Origin of the sequence: Kocuria sp. BT304 (assembly GCF_003290245.1) — a bacterium.
GTDB lineage: Bacteria > Actinomycetota > Actinomycetes > Actinomycetales > Micrococcaceae > Kocuria > Kocuria rhizophila_A.
This window is the reverse complement of record NZ_CP030039.1, coordinates 1647106-1671998: the sequence shown is the minus strand read 5'-3', so window position 1 is coordinate 1671998 and position 24893 is coordinate 1647106. Positions and strand designations below refer to the sequence as shown.

The following is a 24893-nucleotide window of genomic DNA, read 5'->3' as shown; positions in this document are numbered from 1 at the left end:
GCCCGTGCGATAGCCCTCTTGCCGTCGCACCCGCCCACCAGGATGGAGACCATGTCCCGACCTCTCGTACGCGTCCTCGGCCAGGGGGTGCGCTGGGCCACGAGCCTGCGCGGCGGTGGTTCCGCGTTCCCCGGCCTGTTCATGGAGAAGCTGCACCCCGGCTTCGTGGCGGAGGAGCTCGCCAAGCTGCCCCGCGGCGTGGTGGTGATCAGCGGAACCAACGGCAAGACCACCACCACCAAGATGACCGTGCAGCTGCTGCGCTCCCAGGGGCTGCGCGTGTTCACCAACCGCACGGGCTCCAACTTTGTGCGAGGTGTGGCGGCGTCCCTGCTGGCGGAGATGGACGCGTTCGGCCGCCTGGACGCCGATGTCGCGGTGCTCGAGCTCGACGAGGCCCACGCGGTGCACTTCGTCAAGCAGGTGCAGCCCCGGATCAGCCTGCTGCTCAACGTGATGCGGGACCAGCTGGACCGCTTCGGGGAGATCGACATCACGCGCCGGATGCTGCGTCAGGTGGCCCGCGCCACCACGGAAACCGTGGTGCTCAACCGTGAGGACCCGCGGATCGCCGGTCTCGCCGAGGACCTCCCGGAGGGCACGGCCGTGTCCTGGTTCGGGCTCTCGGACGCGCTGCGGCCCATGTTCCCGTCCGACGACGACATGCGCGAGGGCCTGCGCCAGGTGGACCCGGGGGAGCAGGACTCCGAGGTGCCCTCGGCCCGGCGCCCGGACGCGGACGTCGTGCTGGAGGCGGTCAACGCCCGCAGCGTGGAGCTGAACGTGCGCGGCACGAGCCACGAGGCCACGGTGGACCTCTACGGCGTCTACAACCAGTACAACGCCGCGGCGGCCCTGGCGGTGAGCCTGCAGGTGCTGGGGGACGACGCCGACGTCCCCGCCCTGGTGGCCGAGCTCGGCAACGTGACGCCCGCCTTCGGCCGCGGCGAGACCATCACGGTGGAGGGCAAACCCCTGCAGCTGCTGCTCGTGAAGAACCCCGCCGGGTTCCGGCTCTCCCTGGCCTCCGCGTCCGCGCAGGCCTACGCCACGATGATCGCGATCAACGACCAGTACGCGGACGGCCGGGACGTCTCCTGGCTGTGGGACGTGGACTTCGACAGTCTGCGCGAGGGCGGGGTGGACGTGGTCTCCGGCGTGCGGGCCTGGGACATGGCGCTGCGCCTGGACTACGACCTCGTGCACGTGGGCGAGGTGGAGCCGGACCTCGAGGACGCCCTGACCCGGTTCATCGCGCAGTCCGGGGACCGCCCCATGCGCATCTTCTGCACCTACACGGCCATGCTGTCCCTGCGCAAGATCCTGGGCGGCATGACGCACGTGGCCGCCATCTAGGAGGACTCCGTGGCTGAGAACACCGCCGGGCCGCTGCGCATCGTGCAGCTCTACCCCCGGGACATGAACATCTACGGCGACTGGGGCAACACGCTGACCCTCAAGCGCCGTGCCGAGCGCTACGGTCTGGACACCGAGATCGTGGACTACGATCCGGGTGACCCGTGGCCCGAGCACGCCGACCTCTTCGTGGGCGGCGGCGGCCAGGACTCCGGGCAGTTCCGCGTGGCCGAGGACCTCGCGGCCGTGGCACCCCGGCTGCACGAGGCCGTGGAGCGCGGCGTGCCGATGCTCGCGATCTGCGGTCTCTACCAGCTCTTCGGCCGCAGCTTCCGCACCGGGGCGGGGGAGACCCTGCCCGGGATCGGGATCTTCGACCTCGAGACGGTGGCGGGCACCGAGCGGCTGATCGGCAACATCGTCACCGAGTCCCCGGAGCTGGGCCGGATCGTGGGCTACGAGAACCACTCCGGTCTCACCCACCTGGGGGCGGGCCAGGAGCCGCTGGCCAGCGTGGTCTCGGGTGCCGGCAACAACGGCGAGGACGGCACCGAGGGCGCGCGCACCCGCAACGTGCTCGGCAGCTACCTGCACGGCTCCCTGCTGCCCAAGAACCCGCGCGTGGCGGACTTCCTGCTCGGCCAGGCCCTCGCCCTGCGCGGGGGGTCCCTGCCGGAGGTCGGCCCCGACGACACGCTGGCGGAGCGCGCCCGCGAGGTCGCGGCCTCCCGGCCCCGCTGACGGACCGGCGGACGACGACGCCGCCCGCAGCCGCGCGTGCCGAGGCTCGCCCGGGGTGCCCCGGCCGTTGGCAGGGGGGTCGGGCGGGCGGCGTCGTCATCCGGGCGTGCCGCGGCGGCCCGTCGAACCGCGACCACGGCAGGCGCGGCGTCGGCCACGCGCGGCCCTCACGGGGCGAGCGCGCGGCGTCGACCGGGCCCGTCGCCGCGGCGAACCGTGTCCCCGCACCGGCGGCTCGGGGAGCACCGGCGGTACCGCGCGGTCCCCTGGGCGGTGCGGGGGCGCACCCCGGTGTGACAGGGCACGGGGCGCGCTCGGTATCATGGCAGTCAATCCACCACCGCGTCCGGCCCGAGCACGGCCGGACGCACTCTTTCGAGGAGGTCATCCATGTCAGGTCACTCCAAGTGGGCCACGACCAAGCACAAGAAGGCGGCGATCGACGCCAAACGGGCCAAGGCGTTCGCCAAGTACATCAAGGGCATCGAGGTCGCGGCCCGCATGGGCGGCGCGGACACCTCCGGCAACCCGGCGCTCGAGCTCGCGGTGTCCAAGGCCAAGAAGAACTCGGTGCCCAACGACAACATCGACCGCGCGATCAAGCGCGGCGCGGGGCTGACCGGCGAGACGATCGACTACACCGAGATCCTCTACGAGGCCCGCGGCCCGCAGGGCACCGCGCTGTACATCGAGTGCCTGACCGACAACAAGAACCGCGCGGCCTCCGAGGTGCGCGTGGCCGTGACCCGCCACGGTGGCACCATGGCCGACTCCGGGTCCGTGGCGTACCTCTTCGAGCGCAAGGGCGTGGTGGAGGTCGCCAAGACGGACGGCCTCACCGAGGACGACGTGCTGATGGCGGTGCTCGACGCCGGCGCGGACGAGGTGCTGGACGAGTCGGACGTCTTCGAGGTGGTCAGCGAGGCCACGGACCTGCCCGCGATTCGCGCGGCGCTGGACGAGGCCGGGCTGGAGTACAACAACGACGACCCGCAGTTCCGCGCCACCATGAACGTGGACCTGGACGCCGAGGGTGCGCGGAAGTTCCTCAAGCTCGCGGACGCGGTCGAGGAGCTCGACGACGTGCAGAACGTCTACTCCAACGCGAACATCCCCGCGGACGTGATGGCCCAGCTCGAGGACGACGAGTAGGCCCGTGACCGGTGCGCAGGCGCCGGGGACCCGGCGCGTGCTCGCGGTCGACCCCGGCCTGACCCGCTGCGGCTTCGCCGTGGTGGACATGTCCGCCCAGCGCACGGGCACGTTCGTGCACGTGCAGGTCAGCGGCTCCCGTGCCCACGAGGCCCTCGAGCGCCGCGTGCTGACCATCATGGAGGCGGCCGAGGAGCTCATGGAGCGCTTCGCCCCGGACGTCGTGGCGGTGGAGCGGGTGTTCGCGCAGAACAACGCGCCCACGGTGGTGGGCACCGCCCAGGCCACCGGCGTGGTGATCGCGGCGGCGGCCCGGCGGGGGATCCCGGTGGCGTGGCACACGCCCTCCGAGGTCAAGGCCGCGGTCACCGGGGATGGCTCCGCGGACAAGGAGTCCGTCAACCGGATGGTCGTGCGCATCCTGCGCCTGGACGCCCCGCCCCGCCCGGCCGACGCCGCCGACGCCCTCGCACTGGCCGTGTGCCACGGGTGGCGCGGCGGCGTGGCCGGGATGGACGCGGCGGCGGCCACGTCCACCCACTCCGGGTCCCGGCCGGCCCGGGCCTCCGGGACCGCGCTGACACCGGCCCAGCAGGCGTGGCGCCGGGCGGAGTCCGCCTCGCGCGCCCCTGCGGCCCGCGGCGGGGCCCCGACACGGGGCAGACGCGGCTGAGCGTCGCCCCGGGGCACACGCCGACGGCGCGTCCGTGCGGCCGGACGCCGGTGGGCCCACCGGGTGCCTGCTCCACCGTGCGCCGTGGCCAGTCCCCGCAGGTCCGCCCCCGTTGGTACAGTGGCCCCGGAGAATTCGCACACGTGTTCGAATCCGGTGCGGCCCCCGCCGCGCCCGAGCACCGGGGCACCAGCCCCCGCACCACCGGCACTCCCGGTTCCGGTGCGCGAACGAGCCCGGCCCCGGCCGGGAGAGGGGAGCAGCCGTGATTGCCTCGGTGACCGGTGAGGTGGCCTTCGTGGGCGCCACCCTGGCCGTGGTGGAGGTCTCGGGCTTCGGCATCGAGGTCCACGCGAGCCCCCGCACCCTGTCCGGGCTGCGGGTAGGCGCCACCACGCGGCTGCACACCGCCTACATCGCCCGCAAGGACGAGGCCCCGCTGCTCTTCGGGTTCGCCCAGGCGGACGAGAAGGAGATCTTCACCGTGATGCTCGGGGTCTCCGGCGTGGGGCCGCGCACCGCGCTCGCGGCCGTGTCCGTGCTCGGGCCCGAAGACGCCCGCCGGGCCATCGCCGCCGGCGACGACAAGGCGTTCACGGCCGTGCCGGGCATCGGGCCGAAGTCCGCGCGGCGGATCGTGCTGGAGCTCGCGGACAAGCTCGTGCTGCCCGAACCTCCCGTCCAGCAGGCCAACCAGCCGCAGGTGCCGGTGTGGCGCGACCAGGTGGTCGACGCGCTCACGGGCCTGGGGTGGAGCGAGAAGGACGCCGTCCGCGGCATCGAGGACGCCCTGCAGACCCAGCCGGAGCTCGGTGACTCCGGCAACGTGGCGGAGATCCTGCGCGCCGTGCTCTCGTGGCTCGGCACGTCCAAGGGCACCACGCACGCACCCACTGGGAGGCGCTGAGCATGGCCGTGGAGGAGCGCGGGGCCGCGGGGCCGCAGCGGCTCGTGGGCGCCGAGGGTGACTACGACGACCAGCAGCTGGAGGCGTCGCTGCGTCCGGGCACGCTCGACGACTTCGTGGGGCAGAAGCGGGTGCGGGCCCAGCTGTCCCTCGTGCTGGAGGCCTCCAAGCTGCGCGGGCGCACCGCGGACCACGTGCTGCTCTCCGGGCCCCCGGGTCTGGGCAAGACCACCCTGGCCATGATCATTGCGGAGGAGCTGGAGGTCCCGCTGCGGATCTCCTCGGGCCCCGCGATCCAGCACGCCGGGGACCTCGCCGCCATCCTCTCCTCGCTGACCCACGGGGAGGTGCTGTTCCTCGACGAGATCCACCGGATGTCCCGCCCGGCCGAGGAGATGCTCTACATGGCCATGGAGGACTTCCGCGTGGACATCGTGGTGGGCAAGGGCGCCGGCGCCACCTCCATCCCCCTGGACCTGCCGCCGTTCACGCTCGTGGGTGCCACCACGCGCGCCGGTCTGCTGCCCGGTCCGCTGCGGGACCGTTTCGGGTTCACGGGCCACCTGGAGTTCTACTCGGTCCCGGAGCTGGAGCTCGTGCTGCGCCGCTCGGCGGGGCTGCTGGACCTGGCCATGACCTCCGAGGCGTTCAGCGAGGTGGCGTCCCGCTCGCGCGGCACCCCGCGCATCGCCAACCGGCTGCTGCGCCGGGTGCGGGACTGGGCGCTCGTGCACGGTGTGGAGCGCATCGACGCCCGCGCGGCCGGCGCCGCCCTGGACATGTACGAGGTGGACGCCCGCGGACTGGACCGGCTGGACCGCAACGTGCTCTCCGCCCTGGTGGGCAAGTTCAACGGCGGGCCGGTGGGACTGTCCACCCTTGCGATCGCCGTGGGGGAGGAGACCGAGACCGTGGAGACCGTGGCGGAGCCGTTCCTCGTGCGGGAAGGGCTGCTCGGGCGCACCCCGCGCGGGCGGATCGCGATGGCCGCCGCGTGGGAGCACCTGGGGCTCGCGGTCCCGGACCACGCGGCCTTCAAGGATCCCGCGCTGCGCACGGCCCTGGCCACGGAGCCCGAGGGGCACGACTCATCCAGCGCGTGACCAGATCCATCCCCTAAGCTGAGGTGAACCTGGTCACCGCGGCGCCGTGGAACGCACGCCGCACGGGTGGCCCGTGACGACTCCCGACAGAACGGATTATTCGTGACCATCCTCGCAGAGACCCAGCAGGCAGCCACCGGCGGGGGGACCGCATGGTTCCTGCCCGTGATGCTCGTGGTCATGGTGCTGCTGCTGTGGCTGCCCATGCGCCGCCAGAAGAAGGCCCAGGCCGAGATGAAGGCGAAGCAGGCCGGCATGGAACCGGGCACGCGCGTGATGACCAGCTTCGGACTGTTCGGCACCCTGCGCGACATGGACCGTGAGAACAACAAGGCCGTGCTGGAGATCGCCCCCGGCCAGCTCGTCACGGTGCACTCCCAGACCGTGACCACCGTGGTCGACGAGACCCCCGCCGGTGCCGAGCCCGTCGCGGAGCACGACGCCGCGGCCACCGGTCCCGTCGCCGAGCACACCGACGCCGCCGGTGGCGCGAGCACCGCCGGCAGCACCCCCGCGCAGGACACCGTCCGGCCGACCGACGCGGGCACCGCGGCCGGGGAGCAGCCGGAGCACCAGACCTGGCGCGACGCCCGCGAGCCGGGCGACCGCGGCAACACCACCATCTGACATCCCCCGACGAGTCACGGGCCGAGCACCTCGGCCCGTTTCTCATGCGGTGACCGGGCCCCCGTCCCCGGTCACGGGTTCCCCGAAGGACAGCCATGGCAGCACAGAAGAAGGGGTCGGACTCCTCCGCTCCCCGCACGACCCCGCGGTGGCGGCGCAGCTCGTCCGCCGACGACGCCGGTTCCCCCCGCCGGTCCGGACCCCGCGGTGCGGGCCCCGGCAACCGGCGCCCGGCCACCGGAGCCGCCGCGGCGGCGTCGTCCGCCCGCAAGGCCCTGCTGGCCCTCGTGGCCGTGACCGCCCTGCTCGCCGCCACACTGATCTGGGGCGTGGGCACCGACCGCACCGGGTGGGCCCCCAAGCTGGCCCTGGACCTCGAGGGCGGCACGCAGATGGTGCTCTCCCCGTCCCTGCAGGGCGAGAAGGCCGGACAGGACATCACCCAGGAGCAGCTGGACCAGGCGGTCGAGATCATCCGCCAGCGCGTGGACGGCGCGGGCGTGTCCGAGGCGGAGATCACCACGCAGTCCGGCAGCAACATCGTGGTGTCGATGCCCGGTGTGCCCTCCTCCGAGACCCGTGACCTGATCCAGACCTCGGCGCAGATGGCGTTCCGCCCCGTGATCGTCACGGGCCCGGGGGAGGCCACCCCCAAGGACCAGCGCACGAAGGCCAAGGACATCCCGAAGTCCGACGGCAAGCCCTCGGACTCCTCGGACCCCCGCTGGATCACCCCCCAGCTCTTCCAGTCCTACCAGGCCCTGGACTGCACGGCGCCGCAGCCGCAGAAGGACCGCGCGGCCCAGCCGCAGGACAAGGCCGTGGTCGCGTGCGACCCGGAGAGCAAGACCAAGTTCATCCTCGGGCCCGTGGAGATCCCGGGCACCGAGATCGCGGACGCCTCCTACGCGCAGGCCACCAACTCGCAGGGCCACGCCACGGGCGGCTACGCCGTGAACCTGCAGTTCGACGAGCAGGGCACCGCGACCTTCAAGGAGCTCTCCGAGCGGCTGTACGGGCTGGGCCAGAAGGGGCAGCAGGACCCGCGCTCGCAGTTCGCGATCGTGCTGGACGGCTCCGTGGTCTCCGCCCCGTCCATGAACTCCGTGATCACGGACGGCAAGGCGCAGATCACCGGCAACTTCACCGAGGACGAGGCCAAGTTCCTGTCCCAGCAGCTGAAGTACGGCGCGCTGCCGGTGTCCTTCTCGATCGACTCCGAGCAGCAGATCTCCGCCACGCTGGGCAGCAACCAGCTGCGGATGGGCATTGTGGCGGGACTCATCGGGCTCGCGCTCGTGTGCGTGTACTCGCTGTTCCAGTACCGCTGGCTGGGCCTGGTGACCATTGCCTCGCTCGTGGTCGCCGGTGTGCTCACGTACCTCGCCATCACCCTGCTGGGATGGGGCGCCAACTACCGCCTCTCGCTGGCCGGCGTGGCGGGGCTCGTGGTGGCCATCGGGCAGACCGCGGACTCGTTCATCGTCTACTTCGAACGCATCCGGGACGAGATCCGGGCCGGGCGCAGCATTCCCGCGGCCGTGGACCACGGCTGGCAGCGGGCCCGCCAGACCGTGCTGGCCTCCAAGGCCGTGAACCTGCTCGCCGCGGTGGTGCTGTACTTCGTGGCCGTGGGCAACGTGCGCGGCTTCGCGTTCACGCTGGGCCTCACAGCCATCGCCGACCTGCTGGTCGTGTTCCTGTTCACCCACCCGGTGATGGTGCTGCTGGCCCGCACCCGGTACTTCGGCTCCGGGGCGAAGAACTCGGGGCTCGACCCCGAGGCGCTCGACGCCGTGCCGATGTACCGCGGCGCCGGCCGGCTGCGCTCGCCCGAGGACTCCGACGGCCTCACGATCGCCGAACGACGCCGCCGGGCCGCCCGTGCGGCGCAGGACGCCGATGGCGCGGGGGACACCACCGCTCCCACCGCCGACGGCGAGGACCGCGCGGCGCCCGGCGCGGCGGCGTCGTCCGCGCAGACCGGCACCGCACCCACCCCCGGGGCGGGTTCCTCCGCCGCGCGCACCGACTCCGAGGAGGCCCAGCGATGAGCAACCGTCTCGCGCGTTTCGGCAACGACCTGCACAGCGGTCGGCGGTCCTACCCCTTCGTCCACAAGCGCGGCACGTGGCTGGCCGTGAGCCTGGCCCTGGTGCTCGTCTCGATCCTGATCCCCGTGGTCAAGGGCGGGTTCAACCTGGGCATCGACTTCACGGGCGGCTCGGAGTTCACGGTCTCCGGGGTGTCCAACACGGACGTCGCACTCGGTGAGCGCGCGGTGGCCGAGACCGCCGGGGCCCAGGAGTCCACGGTCACGAACATCGCCCCGGGCACGGTACGGGTGCAGACCCAGCAGCTCGACGACGACCAGACCCTGGCCCTGAAGCAGAAGCTGCAGGACTCCTACGCCGTGGGGGAGGACCAGGTCACCTCCACGTTCGTGGGTCCCACGTGGGGCCAGGGCGTGACCCAGCAAGCGCTGTGGGGGCTGCTGATCTTCGTGGCCCTGGCACTGGCCCTGATGGCGCTGTACTTCCGCACGTGGAAGATGTCGGTGTCCTCGATCGCGGCCATGCTGGTGACCATCGTGATCACCGCGGGCGTGTACTCCCTGGTGGGCTTCGAGATCACCCCCTCGGCCGTGATCGGGTTCCTCACTGTGCTGTCCTACTCGCTGTACGACTCCGTGGTGGTCTTCGACAAGGTCCGCGAGAACACCGCCGGGCTGCTGGACGGCACCGCGCCCGGGGAGCGCGGCAAGCGCACCTACGGGGAGCAGGTGAACCTCGCGGTGAACCAGACGCTGGTGCGCTCGATCAACACCTCCGTGGTGGGCATCCTGCCCGTGGGCTCCATCCTGTTCATCGGCGCCTACCTGCTGGGGGCCGGCACGCTCAAGGACCTCTCGCTGTCCCTGTTCGTGGGCATCATCGTGGGCACCCTGGCCACGCTGTTCGTGGCCGCCCCGCTGTACTCGTGGCTGCGGGACCGTGAGCCTGCCGTGCGGGAGCAGGAGCGGAACGTGCTCTCGCAGCGCACCACGGACGCGCCCCCGGTCAGCGCGGACCCCGTCTCCGCCTGACGGCGGCCCCGGCGCACCACTGCGCCGCCCAGCCGCCCGTCCCAGCGTGGCCCCCGTGCACCGAGCACGGGGGCCACGGCACTACACTGGGGCATCAGCCGCGCGCCCAGGCCCGCCACGTCCCCCGGCCCGCGCGGCCACGCGAAGGAGGCAACGGATCATGTCCAGCCAGTCCGAGTCCCGCGCCGCCCGGGTCACCGCGGAGCCCGCGGCCCCCTCCGACGACGCCGCCGGCGCGGGCGGGATGTCCCACGGCGCCACCCCCTCGGACACGTCCTTCGACGCCGCCCCCGCAGGCAGCGTCTCCAACGGCGCTGCCCCCTCGGGCACGTCCTCCGGCGCCTGCCCTGCTGGCCCCGACTCCGAGACCGCCGGCCGCTCCGGCACCGTGTCCCACGGTGTTGCCCCCGCGGGCCCCGTGTCCGGCTCCACCGGCCCCTCGGGCACCGCCCCCGGCACCTCCCCGACGTCGGCGAACGGCGCCGCCGTGGCGGCCCCCCGCGCGCCGCGCGGGCCCATGGGCGGCACCCACTACGTGCTGCCGGCGTCCCGGCCGGTCTTCGGGCGCGCGGTGTTCCCGGGCCGCAGCGAACGCACCCGCTCCACACTGTCCGTGCTCAGCGGAGAGTCCGTTCCGAGCTCTCCCGTGCTGGTGCCCCTGCTGCGCACCGTGCAGAACACCCACCCGGAGGAGGACCTCGCGGTCCTGGAACGGGCGTTCGTGGTGGCGGACACCCACCACGAGGGGCAGAAGCGCAAGTCCGGAGACCCGTACATCACCCACCCGGTGGCCGTGACCACCATCCTCGCGGAACTCGGGATGACCGGGGCCACGCTCGTGGCGGGGCTGCTGCACGACACCGTGGAGGACACCTCCTACACCCTGGACGAGCTGCGCGAGGACTTCGGCGAAGAGGTCGCCGCGCTCGTGGACGGCGTCACCAAGCTGGACAAGATCCACTACGGTGAAAACGCGCAGGCCGAGACCGTGCGCAAGATGATCGTGGCCATGGCCAAGGACATCCGTGTGCTGGTGATCAAGCTCGCGGACCGGCTGCACAACGCGCGCACGTGGCGTTTCGTCTCCTCGGAGTCCTCCGGGCGCAAGGCGCGCGAGACCCTGGAGATCTTCGCCCCGCTGGCCCACCGGCTGGGCATGAACACCATCAAGTGGGAGCTCGAGGACCTCTCCTTCGCGGCGCTCTACCCCAAGGTGTACGAGGAGATCGTGCGCATGGTGGGGGAGCGCACCCCGGAGCGCGAGCGCAACCTCGCGGAGATCCGCAGTCAGATCGCCGACGCCCTCGAGGCCTCGGGGATCGAGGCGACCATCACGGGCCGCCCCAAGCACTACTACTCGATCTACCAGAAGATGATCGTGCGCGGGAAGGACTTCGACGAGATCCACGACCTGCAGGCGGCACGCGTGCTCGTGACCTCGGTGCGCGAGTGCTACGCCGCTCTCGGTGTGCTGCACGCGAAGTGGCGCCCGCTGCCGGGGCGGTTCAAGGACTACATCGCCATGCCCAAGTTCAACATGTACCAGTCGCTGCACACCACGGTGATCGGTCCGAACGGGCGTCCGGTGGAGATCCAGATCCGCACCCACGAGATGCACCGCCGCGCCGAGTACGGTGTGGCCGCGCACTGGAAGTACAAGGACAAGGTCAACCAGGCGAACTCCGCGACCCCCAAGGCCAAGGAGGGGGAGCTGAACTGGCTCAGCTCCCTGGTCTCGTGGCAGGAGGAGGCCAAGGACTCCTCGGACTTCCTGGACTCGCTGCGCTACCAGATCAACACCGCCGAGGTGTACGTCTTCACGCCCAAGGGCGAGGTCATGGCCCTGCCCACGGGCTCCACACCGGTCGACTTCGCCTACGCGGTGCACACCGAGGTGGGCAACCGCACCATCGGGGCCCGGGTCAACGGCAAGCTCGCCCCGCTGTCCTCCACCCTGCAGCACGGGGACCGGGTGGAGATCCTGACGTCCAAGTCCGAGCAGGCCGCCCCGTCCCAGGACTGGCTGAAGTTCGTGGGCTCCCCGCGGGCCCGCACCAAGATCCGGCAGTGGTTCTCCAAGGAGCGCCGCGAGGAGGCCATCGAGCGGGGCAAGGAGCTGCTGACCAAGGCGCTGCGCAAGCACCACCTCCCGCTGCAGCGCACGGTCACGAGCGAGTCCCTGCTCGCGGTGGCCCAGGACTTCAACCGCGGCGACGTGGCCGCGCTGTACGAGGCGCTGGGCTCGGACGCCGTGAGCGCCCACCAGGTGGTCGAGAAGCTGCTCGAGCACCTGGGGGGCGCGGACGGCACGGAGGAGGACCTCGCCGAGAACACCCGGGTCACCCAGCCGGTGCGGGCCGGGGCCACGGACGCCGGCGTGCTGGTCCAGGGCGCCTCGGACGTGTACGTGAAGATCGCCCGCTGCTGCACCCCCGTGCCCCCGGACGAGATCGTGGGCTTCGTGACCCGCGGTTCGGGGATATCGGTGCACCGGCGGGACTGCGCGAACATGAAGGTGATCCCCGAGGGCGACGACCGCGTCAAGGAGGTCTCCTGGGCGCCCACCCAGTCCTCGCTGTTCCTCGTGGAGATCCAGGTGGAGGCCCTGGACCGCAAGTCCCTGCTCTACGACGTCACCCGTGTGCTGTCCGAGAACCACGTGAACATCCTCTCCGCGCAGGTCCACACGTCCCGGGCCCGCCTGGCGATCTCCCGCTTCTCGTTCGAGATGGGAGACACCCGCTACCTCGACCACGTGCTGAACCAGGTGCGGCGCATCGACGGCGTGTACGACGTGTACCGCGTGTCCGGGCACCGCCCCGTGGCCTCCTGAGGAGCTCCCGAGGGTCACGGCGGGCTCAGCCCGCACCGCCGGCCGAGCGGATGGAACGGGTGATCTTGCGGACCCTGGCCAGCGCCGCGCGCCGCCCGGGGGTCTTGGGCATCGTCTCCAGGTCCCGCAGCACGAGCTCCGGTTCGCAGTGCCCCGGGGAGCCCCCGAGCAGGGCCAGCAGGGCGGCGTCGCCCGCCGGTCCCGTGACGTGAAGGGCGATGTCCGCGGCGGTGCGTCGAGGGGTGGTGAGCGTGATGCCGTGGTGGACCACCAGGTCCTGCGGCGCGAAGCTGGTCTGGTGCAGCACGATGCCCGGCGGCACGGTGGTGGTGGTGCGGGCGGACTTGTCCACCAGGATGGGCAGCGGGCACGGCTCCGGGGCGCAGCGGTAGAACCACGCGGCGCCCATGCGGCCCAGCACCCCGCGACGCTGCAGGTTCCCCGGCACGACCCGGCTCAGCACCGCGGCGCGCAGGGAGGTGGAGCAGGGCCGGGAGGCGTGCACGTGCGCGTCCAGCAGCTCCCGGCGCAGCACACCGTCTGCGGCCATGGCGTGCAGCTCGGCCCGGCTGAACGGGTGACCGGGGAGGAACACGGAGAACGCGCCCTCGGAGCGGGGACCGGCGGAGGGCTGCAGTACGGGGGCGGGAAGACTCATGCCCCCATCCCACCGCACCGCGCACCCACGCGGCAGGGTCGCCGGACACCTGTGGAGAACGCGTGCGGGCGTGTCACCCCGCAACGAGGCACCAGGGTGACCGAGCGGCGTCGTGCCGTGTGTCCGACGCCGCACCCGGCACTGCGCCGGGAACCGTCGCCGGAGTCACCGGTGCCGTCCCGCCCGGCGCCGCGGCCCGTAGGACGCCCGGGACGCCGCAACGGCGCGCCTCAGGATCAGCGCGCGCCCGGCAGAGCGGTGCCCCCGCACCGGAGCGGCACGGGGGCACCAATGCGGGGCCCCGCCGCGGGCTCAGCCCAGTTCGGACGCGGAGGCCTGCAGCGTGGCGAGCCACTGCTCGCTCGTGGCGAGGTCCTTCTCCAGCGACGCGGCCTTCTTCTCGTTGCCCGCGGCGCGCGCGACCTCCACAGCCGCGCGCTGGTCCGCGATCTTGTTCTCCAGCTGGGACAGCATGGAGTTGGAGCGGGCCTTCGTCTCGGGGTCGGTGCGCCGCCACTTCTCGTCCTCGGCCTTCTTGACGGCGTCCTCCACGGAGCGCAGCTCGTTCTCCACGCGGCGCAGGTGGGCGCGCGGCACCTTGCCGGCCTCCTCCCAACGGCGCTGGACCGACGCGAGCTGGTTCTTGGCGGCGTCGAGGTCCTTGACGGGCAGGATCTGCTTGGCCTCCGCGAGCAGCTGCTCCTTGACCTTCAGGTTGCCCTCGAACTCCTTGTCGATCTGCTCGTTCGCGGCGGTGCGGGCGTCGAAGAACACGTCCTGTGCGGCGCGGAACCGGGCCCACAGGGCATCGTCGTCCTTGCGGGACGCGCGCGGTGCCTGCTTCCAGCGGTCCATGAGCTCGCGGTACTTCCCGGCGGTCTCGCCCCAGTCCGTGGACGAGGACAGCGCCTCGGCCTCGGCGATCAGCCCCTGCTTCACGCGCTTGGCCTTCGCATTGGTCTCGTCCAGAGAGGAGAAGAACGCCTTGCGGTGGCGGTCGAACGTGGTGCGGGCCTTGCGGAAGCGCTTCCACAGGGCGTCCTCGTCCGCCTTGGACAGCCGGCCGCCCGAGCGCTGGTGCTCCTGCCACTGGGAGAACAGCTCGGCCATGCGCGAGGACGAGTGCTTCCACTGCGTCTTCTCCGGATCCTGGCCGGCCACCTTCTCGGCCTCCTCCACGATCGCGGTGCGGTGCGCGAGCTGCTCGGTCCTGCGCGCCCTGGCCTCCTCCCGCTCACGGTCCAGCGCCACGCGGATGGCGTCCTCGAGGGTGTCCAGGCGGGTGGAGAGGTCCAAGAGGTCGCCCACCATGGTGTGCGCGTCCACCTGCTCGCGCACGTGCGCCACGGTCTTGCGCATCTCACCGGCCGGGGCCTTGGCGGCGATGCGCTGCTCGAGCAGCGCCACCTGCGCCTCGGCGTCGTCGAACTTCCGGGCGAAGTAGGCGAGCGCCTCGTCCGGGGTGGCGTCCGGGAACTGGCCGCACTCGTGCTCGGTGCCCTGCACGCTCACGTACACGGTGCCGTTCTCGTCCGCACGCCCGAACTTCTTGGCGCGCGCCACGGACTCGGCCGGCGCGAGGGCGGGGTGAGCGGCATCGGGTTGCGGCGCGGGAACCGGCGCGTGGGCGGGTTTGCCAGCGGCCGGCGACTTCGGAGCGCGCGGGGCCGGCCTGCCGGCGGGGGCCGGCGCGGGCGGGGCCGCGGGTGCAGCAGGCGGCTCGGGGGACGACGACGCCGGGTCCGGGGCGGGTGCGCCGGGCGCGGCCGGGTGCTCGGCGGCGTCGTGCGCGGGCGCTCCGGGGGCCGGTGCGTCGGGGTGCTCCCCGGACGCGTGGGGGGCGGGCGGTCCCGGGACGGGACGGCGGTCGTCGGATTCAGGACGTTCTGTCACCGCTACAACTCTCTCTGCACGGCCTCGCCGGTGGCTGTGGTTCCTGTCACCGGGCGGGGCTCCATAGGTGGACACGGCCATCCTAACGATGCGCGCGGCCTAGAATGGCCAGCAGACACCCCACGGAGCCCCCGGACCCGCCGCCGACCGCTGCGCCGCGCCCGTCCGCGAGGCCCACCGGCACCGCCGCACCCAGCAACCGAGGAGTTCCACCCATGGCCCGCACCACCTCACTGTCCGGTTTCCCCGAGTGGCTCCCCGAGGAGCGGATCGTGGAGCAGAACGTGATGGACTCCCTGCGGCGCACCTTCGAGCTGCACGGCTTCTCCTCGATCGAGACCCGTGCCGTGGAGACCGTGGAGCAGCTGCTGCGCAAGGGGGAGATCGACAAGGAGGTCTACGGCGTCTCACGGCTGCAGCAGGACGCGGACGAGTCCAACCCCGAGGGTGCCCTGGCCCTGCACTTCGACCTCACCGTGCCCTTCGCGCGCTACGTGGTGGAGAACGGCGGGCACCTCACGTTCCCGTTCCGCCGCTACCAGATCCAGAAGGTGTGGCGCGGCGAGCGTCCCCAGGAGGGGCGCGCCCGGGAGTTCACCCAGGCGGACATCGACGTGGTGGGGGACGGCACGCTGACCTTCCGCTACGACGTGGAGCTCGCGCTCGTGATCGTGGATGCGCTGTCCCGGCTGCCCATCCCGCCGTTCGTGCTGCGCGTGAACAACCGCAAGCTCGCCGAGGGCTTCTACCGCGCCGTGGGCCTCACCGACGCCCCCGCCGTGCTGCGCGAGATCGACAAGCTCGAGAAGATCGGCGCGGACGCCGTCTCCCGCAACCTCCAGGAGCACGTGGGCGCCACCCCGGAGCAGGCGCAGGCGGCGCTCGCGCTCGCCGCGATCCGCACCGAGGACACCTCGTTCGTGGAGCGCGTGCGGGAGCTGGGCCAGTCCAACGAGCTGCTCGAGGAAGGCCTCGCGGAGCTCGCCGAGGTCGTGGGGGAGGCCGCCCGCCGCGCCCCCGGGAAGGTCGTGGCCGACCTCTCGATCGCCCGCGGCCTCGACTACTACACCGGTACCGTCTACGAGACAGTCCTGGTGGGCCACGAGAAGCTCGGCTCCGTGTGCTCGGGCGGGCGCTACGAATCCCTCGCGAGCAACGGCAAGAAGACGTACCCGGGCGTGGGCCTGTCGATCGGCGTGACCCGCCTGGTCACCCGCATCCTCTCCCAGTCCATGGCCTCCGCCTCCCGCGCCGTGCCCTCCGCGGTGCTCGTGGCCCTGAACGACGACGCCTCGTGGTCCGCCGCGCAGGACGTCGCCACCGCGCTGCGGGCCCGGGGGATCGCCACCGAGGTGGCGGCCACCGCCCAGAAGTTCGGCAAGCAGATCCGCTACGCCGAGCGCCGCGGGATCCCGTTCGTGTGGTTCTCCACGGTGGCCGAGGACGGCTCCGTGACCCACGAGGTCAAGGACATCCGCTCCGGCGAGCAGGTGGCCGCGGACCCCGCGAGCTGGCAGCCCCCGGCCGAGGACCTGCGCCCCACGGTGCTCTCCGCGCAGCAGCCGCGGCACTAGCGCCGCACCACCCGCTGTGAGCGGGATCTCGGGCGCGCTCGGTGGACCCGGCGCGCTTGTAGACTCGCGGGGAACGAGAACCCGGCCCAGCGGCGTCGTCCGCCGGTCCCGGGGAACCCGCGAGCCGCGGGAACCAGGACTTCCGGGGCGCGCAACCCCGATCACGAACGAACGAGAAGGTGGATGCACGTGCTGCGAACACACGAGCTCGGCGCCCTGAGTGCCGAGAACATCGGAGAGACCGTCACGCTGGCCGGCTGGGTGGGGCGCCGCCGCGACCACGGCGGTGTGGCGTTCGTGGACCTGCGTGACGCCTCCGGCGTGGCGCAGATCGTGGTGCGGGACGAGGAGCAGTTCCACCAGCTGCGCAACGAGTACGTCCTGCAGGTCACCGGCACCGTGGAGCGGCGCCCCGAGGGCAACGAGAACCCCAACCTGCCCTCCGGCGAGGTCGAGGTCATGGTGGACGAGCTCACCGTGCTCAACACCGCCGCACCCCTGCCGTTCCAGATCGACGAGCACGTGGAGGTGGGCGAGGAGGCCCGCCTGAAGTACCGCTACCTGGACCTGCGCCGCCCCGAGCCCGCCCGCATCATGCGGCTGCGCTCCGAGGTCAACCGCGTGGCCCGCACCCTGCTGCACGAGCAGGGCTTCACCGAGGTGGAGACCCCCACCCTGACCCGCTCCACCCCGGAGGGCGCACGCGACTTCGTGGTGCCCGCGCGCCTGTCCCCGGGCTCGTGGTACGCGCTGCCGCAGTCCCCGCAGCTGTTCAAGCAGCTGCTGCAGGTGGGCGGGATCGAGAAGTACTTCCAGATCGCCCGCTGCTACCGGGACGAGGACTTCCGCGCGGACCGCCAGCCCGAGTTCACCCAGCTGGACGTCGAGGCCTCCTTCGTGGAGGAGGACGACATCATTGCGCTGGGCGAGCAGATCGTGACGTCCCTGTGGGCCCTGATCGGCGTAGAGATCACCACCCCCATCCCGCGCATGACCTACGCCCAGGCCATGGCGGACTACGGCTCCGACAAGCCGGACCTGCGCTTCGACCTCAAGATCACGGAGCTCACCGAGTACTTCAAGGACACCCCCTTCCGCGTGTTCCAGGCCCCGTACGTGGGTGCCGTGGTCATGCCGGGCGGCGCGTCCCAGCCCCGCCGCCAGCTCGACGCGTGGCAGGAGTGGGCCAAGCAGCGCGGCGCCAAGGGCCTGGCCTACGTGCTCTTCAAGGAGGACGGCGAGATCGCCGGGCCCGTGGCCAAGAACATCTCCGAGGAGGAGAAGGCCGGACTGGCCGAGGCCGTGGGCGCGAAGCCGGGGGACTGCGTGTTCTTCGCCGCGGGCGGGGTCAAGACCTCCCGCGCCCTGCTCGGTGCCGCGCGTGTGGAGATCGGCCACCGTGTGGGCCTGATCGACGAGAACGACTGGGCCTTCGTGTGGATCGTCGACGCCCCTCTGTTCGAGCCCGCCTCCGAGGCCGTGGAGTCTGGCGACGTGGCCGTGGGCTCCGGCGCCTGGACCGCGGTGCACCACGCGTTCACCTCGCCCAAGCCCGAGTTCGTGGACACCTTCGACACGGATCCCGGCTCCGCGCTGGCCTACGCGTACGACATCGTGTGCAACGGCAACGAGATCGGCGGCGGCTCCATCCGCATCCACCGCCGGGACGTGCAGGACCGCGTGTTCCGCGTGATGGGCCTGAGCGAGGAGGACGCCCGCGAGAAGTTCGGCTTCCTGCTGGACGCCTTCCAGTTCGGCGCGCCCCCGCACGGCGGCATCGCCTTCGGCTGGGACCGCGTGGTCGCCCTGCTCGCGGGCACCGAGTCCATCCGGGACGTCATCGCGTTCCCCAAGACCGGCAACGGCTACGACCCCCTGACCGCAGCACCCGCGCCCATCACGGCGCAGCAGCGCAAGGAGGCCGGCGTGGACGCCAAGCCCGAGTCGCGCACCCAGGCCGCGGCCGCCTCCGACGCTCCGGAAGGAGCCTCGCACTGAGTTCCGACGCACCGCGCGGTCGCACCGGCCAGGGCCTCGTGGCCCTGGCCGGTGTCGTTGTCACCGCCTTCACGCTGCGCCTCGCCGTCTCCGGGGTCTCACCCGTCCTCGGTCGCATCACTGAGGACCTGCACCTGAGCCCCGCTGAGGCGGGCGTGCTGGCGATGATGCCTTCCCTGGGCTTCGCACTCACGGGAATCCTCACCACCCTGGCCATGCGCCGGGTGGGTCTCGAGGCCCTCCTGATCATCTCCTGCGCCCTCGCCGCCGCGGGCGCCATCGCGCGCGCCCTGACCACGGGCGACGTGGGCTTCGTGGTGCTCACGTTCGTGACCATGTGCGGACTGGGCATGGGCAACGTGGTGCTGCCACCCGTGATCAAGAAGTACTTCCCGCACCGGATCGCCGCGCTGTCCGCGCTCTACTCGATGCTGCTGGGCATGTCCACGGCCACCGCACCCTTCTTCGCGGTCCCGCTCGCCGACGCCGCCGGGTGGCGCGTGTCCGTGGGCTCGTGGGCGGTGTTCTCCCTGGCAGCCCTGCTCCCGTGGCTCGTGCTGTGGGTGGGTGCCCGCCGCGGTTCCCGCCGCCCGCCCGCCGAGCAGACCCCCGACCTCACGGTGCTGCCGGACGCGGTGGTGGCCCCGGCCACCACCGCGCGCGTCAAGCCGTGGCACTCGCGGATCGGCTGGGGCGTGGTGCTGATGTTCACGGGCACCTCCGCCAACACGTTCTCCATGTTCCTGTGGCTGCCGCGCTTCCTCACGGACACCGGTTTCTCGGAGCACACCGCCGGGCTGATGCTCTCCTACTACGCGATCCTCGCGGTGCCGGTGAGCTTCGCGGTGCCGTTCCTGGTGCGCCGCTTCGGGAACACCGTGGTGCTGGGGCTGAGCACGGTGGCCCTCTACGCCCTGGGCTACCTGGCGGTGCTGCTGTGGCCCCACGCGCAGTGGGGAGGCTTCGAGCTGATCTGGGTGTGGATCACGGTCTTCGCCCTGGCGCAGGCCTCTTTCCCGCTGTCCATCACGCTGATCAACGCGCGCACCCGCACGACCGCCGGGGCGGGCTCCCTCTCCGGCTTCGGCCAGGGGCTCGGCTACCTCGCCGGCTCCCTGGGTCCGCTCGCGTTCGGGCTGCTGTTCGGGGCCACCGGCTCGTGGTGGCCCTCGTTCGGGTACCTGTGGCTCATGCTCCTGGTGCTCAGCGGCGGCATCCTGCTCACCGGACGGCACCGTTTCATGGAGGACGACGCCGCCCGCTGACCGTTCGCGCCCCCCCCGGTGGTCTCCCGGCGGCGTCACCCGGGCTGCCCGGGCTCGCGCCCGGGAGGTCCGCGGGGTCCGCCCGGGGTCCGCGCCCGCGGGCGTCCGTGTGGTGGACTGGGACCCATGAGAATTGTGCTGCAAGTCGTGTCCCGCGCGTCCGTGACGGTGGCGGAGGAGACCGTGGGGGAGATCGAGGGGCCGGGTCTTCTGGCGCTCGTGGGGCTCACGCACACGGACACCCCCGAGACCGTGTCCAGGCTCGCCGGGAAGGTCGCGGGCCTGCGGATCCTGCCGGGGGAGACCTCGTGCGCGGACGGTCCGTCGCCCGTGCTCGCGGTCAGCCAGTTCACGCTCTACGGGGACGTGCGCAAGGGGCGGCGCCCGTCCTGGTCCCGGGCCGCGCCCGGTCAGCAGAGCGAGCCGCTGTTCGAGGCGTTCGTGGCGGCCCTGCGCGAGCGCGGGATCCCCGTGCGGACCGGACGTTTCGGTGCCCACATGGAGGTCTCCCTGGTCAACGACGGACCCGTGACCGTGCTGGTGGACAGCGACGAGCTCGACCGGCCCCGGCGCGGCTGAGATCCGTCGGGCGGCCGCGCCGGTTCTGCGTGTCCGCGGCGGGCAGTACTGTCGGGGCGTGAGCAACTCCCTGTTCGACCTTCCGGACCCGCTCGGCGGCCAGCCCACGACCACCACGGAGCCCGCCCGCGACACCGCCGGGGGGCGGGCCCGCTCCCGCGCCCCGCTCGCCGTGCGGATGCGCCCCCGCACCCTGGACGAGGTGGTCGGGCAGAAGCACCTGCTGCGCCCGGGCTCACCGCTGCGCGCCCTGGTCAACGGCAGCTCGGGGCCCGCCGCGCCCTCCTCCGTGATCCTGTGGGGACCGCCCGGCACGGGCAAGACCACCATCGCGCAGGTCATCGCCCGCGGGCACGGCACCACCTTCGTGGAGCTCTCGGCGCTCACCGCCGGCGTCAAGGACGTCCGCCGTGTCATGGACGAGGCGCTCACGGCCCGGGACCTGCACGGGCGCACCACGGTGCTGTTCCTGGACGAGATCCACCGCTTCACCAAGGCCCAGCAGGACGCCCTGCTGCCCGGGGTGGAAAACGGCTGGGTGATCCTGGTGGCCGCCACCACGGAGAACCCCTCCTTCTCCGTGATCTCCCCGCTGCTCTCGCGCTCGCTCATGCTCACCCTGCAGCCGCTGGAGCGCCGGGACATCGGCGAGCTGCTGGACCGTGCGGTCACGGACCCGCGCGGCCTGGACGGCGCCGTCGACCTGGCCCCCGAGGCCCGCGAGCACCTGCTGGACGTCGCCGGGGGAGACGCCCGCAAGGCGCTGACGTCCCTGGAGGCGGCGGCGGGGGTCGCGCTGTCCCACGCGGGCGGCGTCGTCCCCGGCGGGGCGGACGAGCACCGGCCCGCTGATGAGCCCTCGGGAGAGGGTGGCGCGGCGCGTGCCGAGACGTCCGGTGCCGAGACGTCTGGTGCCGAAGCGTCTGGCGCTGGGACGGCTCGTGTCGGTGGCGCTGGCTCCGGTGCCGCTCGCTCCGGTGCTGCGGCGGAGCACCGGAGCGGCTCGGGCGAGTCCGCCCCCGCAGCCGACCCGTCCCGCGGCGGGGATGCGGAGCAGCCCTCCGGTCCCGCTGAAGCGCAGGGGCCGGGCACGCGGCCCGTCGTGACCCTGGAGCACGCGGAGGAGGCCGTGAACCGGGCCGCCGTGCGCTACGACAGGCAGGGGGACCAGCACTACGACGTGGTCAGCGCATTCATCAAATCCCTGCGCGGCTCGGACGTGGACGCCGCGATGCACTACCTCGCCCGGATGATCGAGGCGGGGGAGGACCCCCGGTTCATCGCGCGCCGGCTGATCATCTCCGCGTCCGAGGACATCGGCATGGCCGACCCCACCGCGCTGCAGACCGCCGTGGCCGCGGCCCAGGCCGTGCAGCTGATCGGCATGCCCGAGGGGCGGATCCCGCTCGCACAGGCCGTGGCCCACCTCGCGACCGCACCCAAGTCCAACGCGTCCTACCTCGCGGTGGACGCCGCGATCGCCGACGTCCGCGCCGGACGCGCCGGGCCCGTGCCCCCGCACCTGCGGGACGCGCACTACCCCGGGGCCGCGGACCTCGGCCACGGGCACGGCTACCGCTACGCCCACGACGCCCCGAACGCCGTGGCCACCCAGCAGTACCCGCCGGACGAGCTCGTGGGCCGGGACTACTACACCCCCACCCCGTACGGCCACGAGAAGCAGGTCTCCCACCGTCTGGAGATCCTGCGCCACATGGTGCGCGGCGGCCCCGACACCCCCTGAGCGCCGCCGGGAGCCACCCACGCGGCGGGCCCGCCCGGGGCCGTGTTCACCTCACCACCACAGGAGGACTATGGTGTGTGCCACCCGAAAAAATCGTCGGCTACCCACCGGTAGACAGGAGCGGCAACCGTGCCTCTGACCTCTTTGAACGCACAGCAGCGCAACAACGACCTCCGCGCGATGGCGGAGCACCCCGTCGACGTCCTGGTGATCGGCGGCGGCATCACGGGCGCCGGGATCGCCCTGGACGCCGCCACCCGTGGGCTCTCCACCGCCATCATCGACGCCCAGGACTGGGCCCAGGGCACCTCCTCGCGCTCCTCCAAACTGGTCCACGGCGGGCTGCGCTACCTCATGCAGCTCAACTTCGCCCTCGTGGCGGAGGCCCTCAAGGAGCGCGACCTCCTGATGCACCGGCTGGCCCCGCACCTGGTCAAGCCCATCCAGTTCATGTACCCGCTCACCCACAAGGGCTGGGAGCGCCCGTTCGTGGCCACCGGCATCGGCATGTACGACACCCTGGCCCACGTGGGTGCCAAGGCCGAGTCCCTGCCCATCCAGCGCCACCTCAGCGCCGCCGGGGTGCGCAAGACCTTCCCCGCCATGCGCGACGACGCCGCCGTGGGCGCCATCGCCTACTGGGACGGCCGCGTGGACGACGCCCGGCTGACCCTGGACCTCGTGCGCACCGCCCAGCGCTACGGCGCGCTCGCGGCCAACCGCGCCGCGGCCCGCAACCTCGTCCGGGACGAGTCCGGCCGCGTGGTCGGCGCCCACGTGGAGGACCTCACCACGGGCGAGACCCGCGAGGTGCGCGCCAAGGTCGTGATCTCCGCCGCTGGCGTGTGGACCGAGCCGGTCCAGGACCTCGCGCAGTCCGAGACCGGGCTGAAGGTGCTGGCGTCCAAGGGAATCCACATCGTGGTCCCCAAGGAGCGTCTGGACGGCTCCACCGGGATCATCCTGCAGACCGAGAAGTCCGTGCTGTTCATCATCCCGTGGGACAACTACTGGGTCATCGGCACCACGGACACCCCGTACGAGCGTGACCTCGCCACACCCACGGCCACCCGCGAGGACGTCGAGTACGTCCTGGAGCACGCCAACGCGATCCTGCGGGACCCGCTGACCGTGGACGACGTGATCGGCACGTGGGCCGGGCTGCGCCCGCTCGTGCAGCCGGGCACCAAGGGAGAGGCCACGCCCTCCACCAAGATCTCCCGCGAGCACTCCGTGGTGGAGGCCGCGCCCGGGCTGTTCACCATCGCCGGCGGCAAGCTGACCACCTACCGCGTGATGGGCAAGGACGCCGTGGACGCCGCCATCGGCAAGAAGGCCGCCAAGGAGAACCCGTCCATCACCGAGCACGTCGCGCTGCTGGGCGCCCAGGGCTGGTCCGGTCTGATGAACCAGTCCGAGCACCTCGCCCAGCGCACCGGGATGGAGCAGGTGGTCGTGGAGCGGCTGCTCAACCGTTACGGGGACGAGACCCTCGAGATGCTCGACACCGTGGCGGAGCACCCCGAGCTCGGTGAGCCCGTGCCGGGTGCCGAGCAGTACCTCAAGGTCGAGATCCAGCGGGCGGCCACGCACGAGGGCGCCCTGGACCTCGAGGACGTGATGTGCCGGCGCACCCACCTGAACTACGAGCAGCGCGACGGCGGCTCCGCCGCGGCCCCGGAGATCGCCCGCATCATGGGTGACGTCCTCGGCTGGGACGAGGCCGAGCGCGCACGCCAGGTCGATCTCTACGAGCAGATGCGCCGTGCCGAGCACGCCGCGCTGCAGGAGAACGACGAGGACACCGCCCAGCGGCTGCGCGAGGGCGCGGGCAACCCGTACCCGCAGCAGCAGGGCTGAGACAGGATCCCGGGCCCGGAACCGTTCCGGGCCCCATAACACCCAATGGAGGGTGCAGTGAATGAAGTGACCGAGGTGGCGCTGTCCACCGTGTTCATGTCGGAGGCCTTCGGCACGGCCGTGCTCGTGCTGCTGGGCTGCGGCGTGGTCGCCAACGTGGTGCTGCCGCGGACCAAGGGCAACGGCGCGGACTGGCTGCTCATCAGCTTCGGCTGGGGCTTCGCCGTGTTCGCCGGCGTGTACGTGGGCCACGCCTCGGGCGCGCACCTGAACCCGGCCGTGACCCTGGGCATGCTCGCGGGCCAGGAGCCCCAGTACGCCCCGGGCGTGGCCATCACCGCGGCGAGCACCGTGGTGTACCTCGTGGCGCAGATGGTCGGGGCGTTCGTGGGCGCCGTCGTGTGCTGGCTCGCGTACAAGAAGCACTTCGACGCCGCCGGGCACGACGGCGTGGCCACCCTCGACGTCTTCGCCACCGGGCCCGAGATCCGCAGCTACGGCTGGAACTTCGTCACCGAGGTCATCGCCACCTTCGTGCTGGTGTACGTGATCCTGGTCTTCGGCGAGACCCCCAGCCAGCTCGGCCCGCTCGCCGTGGGCGTGCTGGTGGTCGCGATCGGCATGAGCCTCGGCGGGCCTACGGGCTACGCCATCAACCCCGCGCGCGACCTCGGCCCCCGTCTGGCCCACGCGCTGCTGCCGATCCCCGGCAAGCTGAGCAGCAACTGGTCCTACAGCTGGGTCCCGGTCCTCGGACCCGTGGTGGGCGGTGTGCTCGCCGGCGTGGCGGCGCACCTCATCGGCTGAGCACCCCGCACGCACCGAGACACACATCTGACGAAGGA

19 protein-coding genes are annotated in these 24893 nt (G+C 72.3%); 17 read left to right on the top strand and 2 right to left on the bottom strand.

Features of this window, described 5'->3' with window-relative positions; genetic code table 11:
- Nucleotides 1-42 precede the first annotated feature (42 nt).
- The 10 genes from DNL27_RS07410 (at nucleotide 43) to DNL27_RS07365 (ending at nucleotide 12477) form a co-directional block, all read left to right on the top strand.
- The gene (locus DNL27_RS07410; protein ID WP_112235155.1) at nucleotides 43-1356 is read left to right on the top strand and encodes a Mur ligase family protein; all 1314 of its coding nucleotides are present in this window, start codon (nucleotides 43-45) and stop codon (nucleotides 1354-1356) included.
- A 9-nt stretch (nucleotides 1357-1365) separates the two neighbouring features.
- Entirely contained in the window at nucleotides 1366-2097 is a 732-nt protein-coding gene (locus tag DNL27_RS07405; RefSeq protein ID WP_112235154.1) for a type 1 glutamine amidotransferase, read from the top strand.
- A 390-nt stretch (nucleotides 2098-2487) separates the two neighbouring features.
- Nucleotides 2488-3249, top strand: a complete 762-nt coding sequence (locus DNL27_RS07400; RefSeq protein ID WP_047979253.1) for a YebC/PmpR family DNA-binding transcriptional regulator — start codon at nucleotides 2488-2490, stop codon at nucleotides 3247-3249.
- Between the two features lie 4 nt (nucleotides 3250-3253).
- Entirely contained in the window at nucleotides 3254-3922 is a 669-nt protein-coding gene (gene ruvC / locus DNL27_RS07395; protein ID WP_112235153.1) for a crossover junction endodeoxyribonuclease RuvC, read from the top strand.
- A gap of 265 nt (nucleotides 3923-4187) precedes the next feature.
- Nucleotides 4188-4829 (top strand): Holliday junction branch migration protein RuvA, encoded by a 642-nt coding sequence (gene ruvA, locus DNL27_RS07390; protein ID WP_058955179.1) that lies wholly within the window; start codon nucleotides 4188-4190, stop codon nucleotides 4827-4829.
- A 2-nt stretch (nucleotides 4830-4831) separates the two neighbouring features.
- The gene (ruvB, locus tag DNL27_RS07385; RefSeq protein WP_012398432.1) at nucleotides 4832-5932 is read left to right on the top strand and encodes a Holliday junction branch migration DNA helicase RuvB; all 1101 of its coding nucleotides are present in this window, start codon (nucleotides 4832-4834) and stop codon (nucleotides 5930-5932) included.
- A gap of 102 nt (nucleotides 5933-6034) precedes the next feature.
- The gene (locus tag DNL27_RS07380; protein ID WP_226905873.1) at nucleotides 6035-6559 is read left to right on the top strand and encodes a preprotein translocase subunit YajC; all 525 of its coding nucleotides are present in this window, start codon (nucleotides 6035-6037) and stop codon (nucleotides 6557-6559) included.
- A 95-nt stretch (nucleotides 6560-6654) separates the two neighbouring features.
- Nucleotides 6655-8613, top strand: a complete 1959-nt coding sequence (secD, locus tag DNL27_RS07375) for a protein translocase subunit SecD (RefSeq protein ID WP_204360284.1) — start codon at nucleotides 6655-6657, stop codon at nucleotides 8611-8613.
- Nucleotides 8610-9644, top strand: a complete 1035-nt coding sequence (secF, locus tag DNL27_RS07370) for a protein translocase subunit SecF (RefSeq protein ID WP_012398429.1) — start codon at nucleotides 8610-8612, stop codon at nucleotides 9642-9644. The genes secD and secF overlap by 4 nt, the downstream gene beginning before the upstream one ends.
- A 517-nt stretch (nucleotides 9645-10161) precedes the next feature.
- Entirely contained in the window at nucleotides 10162-12477 is a 2316-nt protein-coding gene (locus tag DNL27_RS07365; protein WP_239494483.1) for a bifunctional (p)ppGpp synthetase/guanosine-3',5'-bis(diphosphate) 3'-pyrophosphohydrolase, read from the top strand.
- A 25-nt stretch (nucleotides 12478-12502) separates the two neighbouring features.
- On the opposite strand, the gene DNL27_RS07360 is transcribed toward DNL27_RS07365, so the two are convergent.
- Together DNL27_RS07360 and DNL27_RS07355 are read right to left on the bottom strand one after the other, a co-directional pair.
- Nucleotides 12503-13135, bottom strand: a complete 633-nt coding sequence (locus DNL27_RS07360) for a hypothetical protein (protein ID WP_112235152.1) — start codon at nucleotides 13133-13135, stop codon at nucleotides 12503-12505.
- A 312-nt stretch (nucleotides 13136-13447) separates the two neighbouring features.
- Entirely contained in the window at nucleotides 13448-14698 is a 1251-nt protein-coding gene (locus DNL27_RS07355; RefSeq protein WP_112235151.1) for a DUF349 domain-containing protein, read from the bottom strand.
- 545 nt (nucleotides 14699-15243) lie between these two features.
- Between DNL27_RS07355 and hisS the strand changes: the two genes are divergently transcribed.
- The 7 genes from hisS (at nucleotide 15244) to DNL27_RS07320 (ending at nucleotide 24855) form a co-directional block, all read left to right on the top strand.
- A complete protein-coding gene (gene hisS / locus DNL27_RS07350; RefSeq protein ID WP_112235150.1) occupies nucleotides 15244-16602 on the top strand; it encodes a histidine--tRNA ligase in 1359 nt (452 codons plus the stop codon).
- A gap of 183 nt (nucleotides 16603-16785) precedes the next feature.
- Entirely contained in the window at nucleotides 16786-18600 is a 1815-nt protein-coding gene (gene aspS / locus DNL27_RS07345; protein WP_239494279.1) for an aspartate--tRNA ligase, read from the top strand.
- 38 nt (nucleotides 18601-18638) lie between these two features.
- Nucleotides 18639-19865 (top strand): CynX/NimT family MFS transporter, encoded by a 1227-nt coding sequence (locus DNL27_RS07340; protein WP_112235149.1) that lies wholly within the window; start codon nucleotides 18639-18641, stop codon nucleotides 19863-19865.
- A 126-nt stretch (nucleotides 19866-19991) separates the two neighbouring features.
- A complete protein-coding gene (dtd, locus tag DNL27_RS07335) occupies nucleotides 19992-20444 on the top strand; it encodes a D-aminoacyl-tRNA deacylase (protein WP_012398422.1) in 453 nt (150 codons plus the stop codon).
- A 58-nt stretch (nucleotides 20445-20502) separates the two neighbouring features.
- Entirely contained in the window at nucleotides 20503-22188 is a 1686-nt protein-coding gene (locus tag DNL27_RS07330; RefSeq protein ID WP_112235148.1) for a replication-associated recombination protein A, read from the top strand.
- 129 nt (nucleotides 22189-22317) lie between these two features.
- Nucleotides 22318-24048 carry a glycerol-3-phosphate dehydrogenase/oxidase gene (locus DNL27_RS07325; protein ID WP_012398420.1) on the top strand — a complete coding sequence of 577 codons (1731 nt, stop codon included), beginning with the start codon at nucleotides 22318-22320 and terminating at the stop codon, nucleotides 24046-24048.
- Between the two features lie 57 nt (nucleotides 24049-24105).
- Entirely contained in the window at nucleotides 24106-24855 is a 750-nt protein-coding gene (locus tag DNL27_RS07320) for an MIP/aquaporin family protein (RefSeq protein ID WP_012398419.1), read from the top strand.
- Nucleotides 24856-24893: the final 38 nt, after the last annotated feature.

Coding starts and splice junctions, on each gene's coding strand:
- DNL27_RS07410 (WP_112235155.1), top strand. CDS start 43: ATGGAGACCATGTCCCGACCTCTCGTACGCGTCCTCGGCCAGGGGGTG.
- DNL27_RS07400 (WP_047979253.1), top strand. CDS start 2,488: ATGTCAGGTCACTCCAAGTGGGCCACGACCAAGCACAAGAAGGCGGCG.
- ruvB (WP_012398432.1), top strand. CDS start 4,832: ATGGCCGTGGAGGAGCGCGGGGCCGCGGGGCCGCAGCGGCTCGTGGGC.
- secD (WP_204360284.1), top strand. CDS start 6,655: ATGGCAGCACAGAAGAAGGGGTCGGACTCCTCCGCTCCCCGCACGACC.
- secF (WP_012398429.1), top strand. CDS start 8,610: ATGAGCAACCGTCTCGCGCGTTTCGGCAACGACCTGCACAGCGGTCGG.
- DNL27_RS07365 (WP_239494483.1), top strand. CDS start 10,162: ATGGGCGGCACCCACTACGTGCTGCCGGCGTCCCGGCCGGTCTTCGGG.
- DNL27_RS07360 (WP_112235152.1), bottom strand. CDS start 13,135: ATGAGTCTTCCCGCCCCCGTACTGCAGCCCTCCGCCGGTCCCCGCTCC.
- hisS (WP_112235150.1), top strand. CDS start 15,244: ATGGCCCGCACCACCTCACTGTCCGGTTTCCCCGAGTGGCTCCCCGAG.
- aspS (WP_239494279.1), top strand. CDS start 16,786: ATGCACGTGCTGCGAACACACGAGCTCGGCGCCCTGAGTGCCGAGAAC.
- dtd (WP_012398422.1), top strand. CDS start 19,992: ATGAGAATTGTGCTGCAAGTCGTGTCCCGCGCGTCCGTGACGGTGGCG.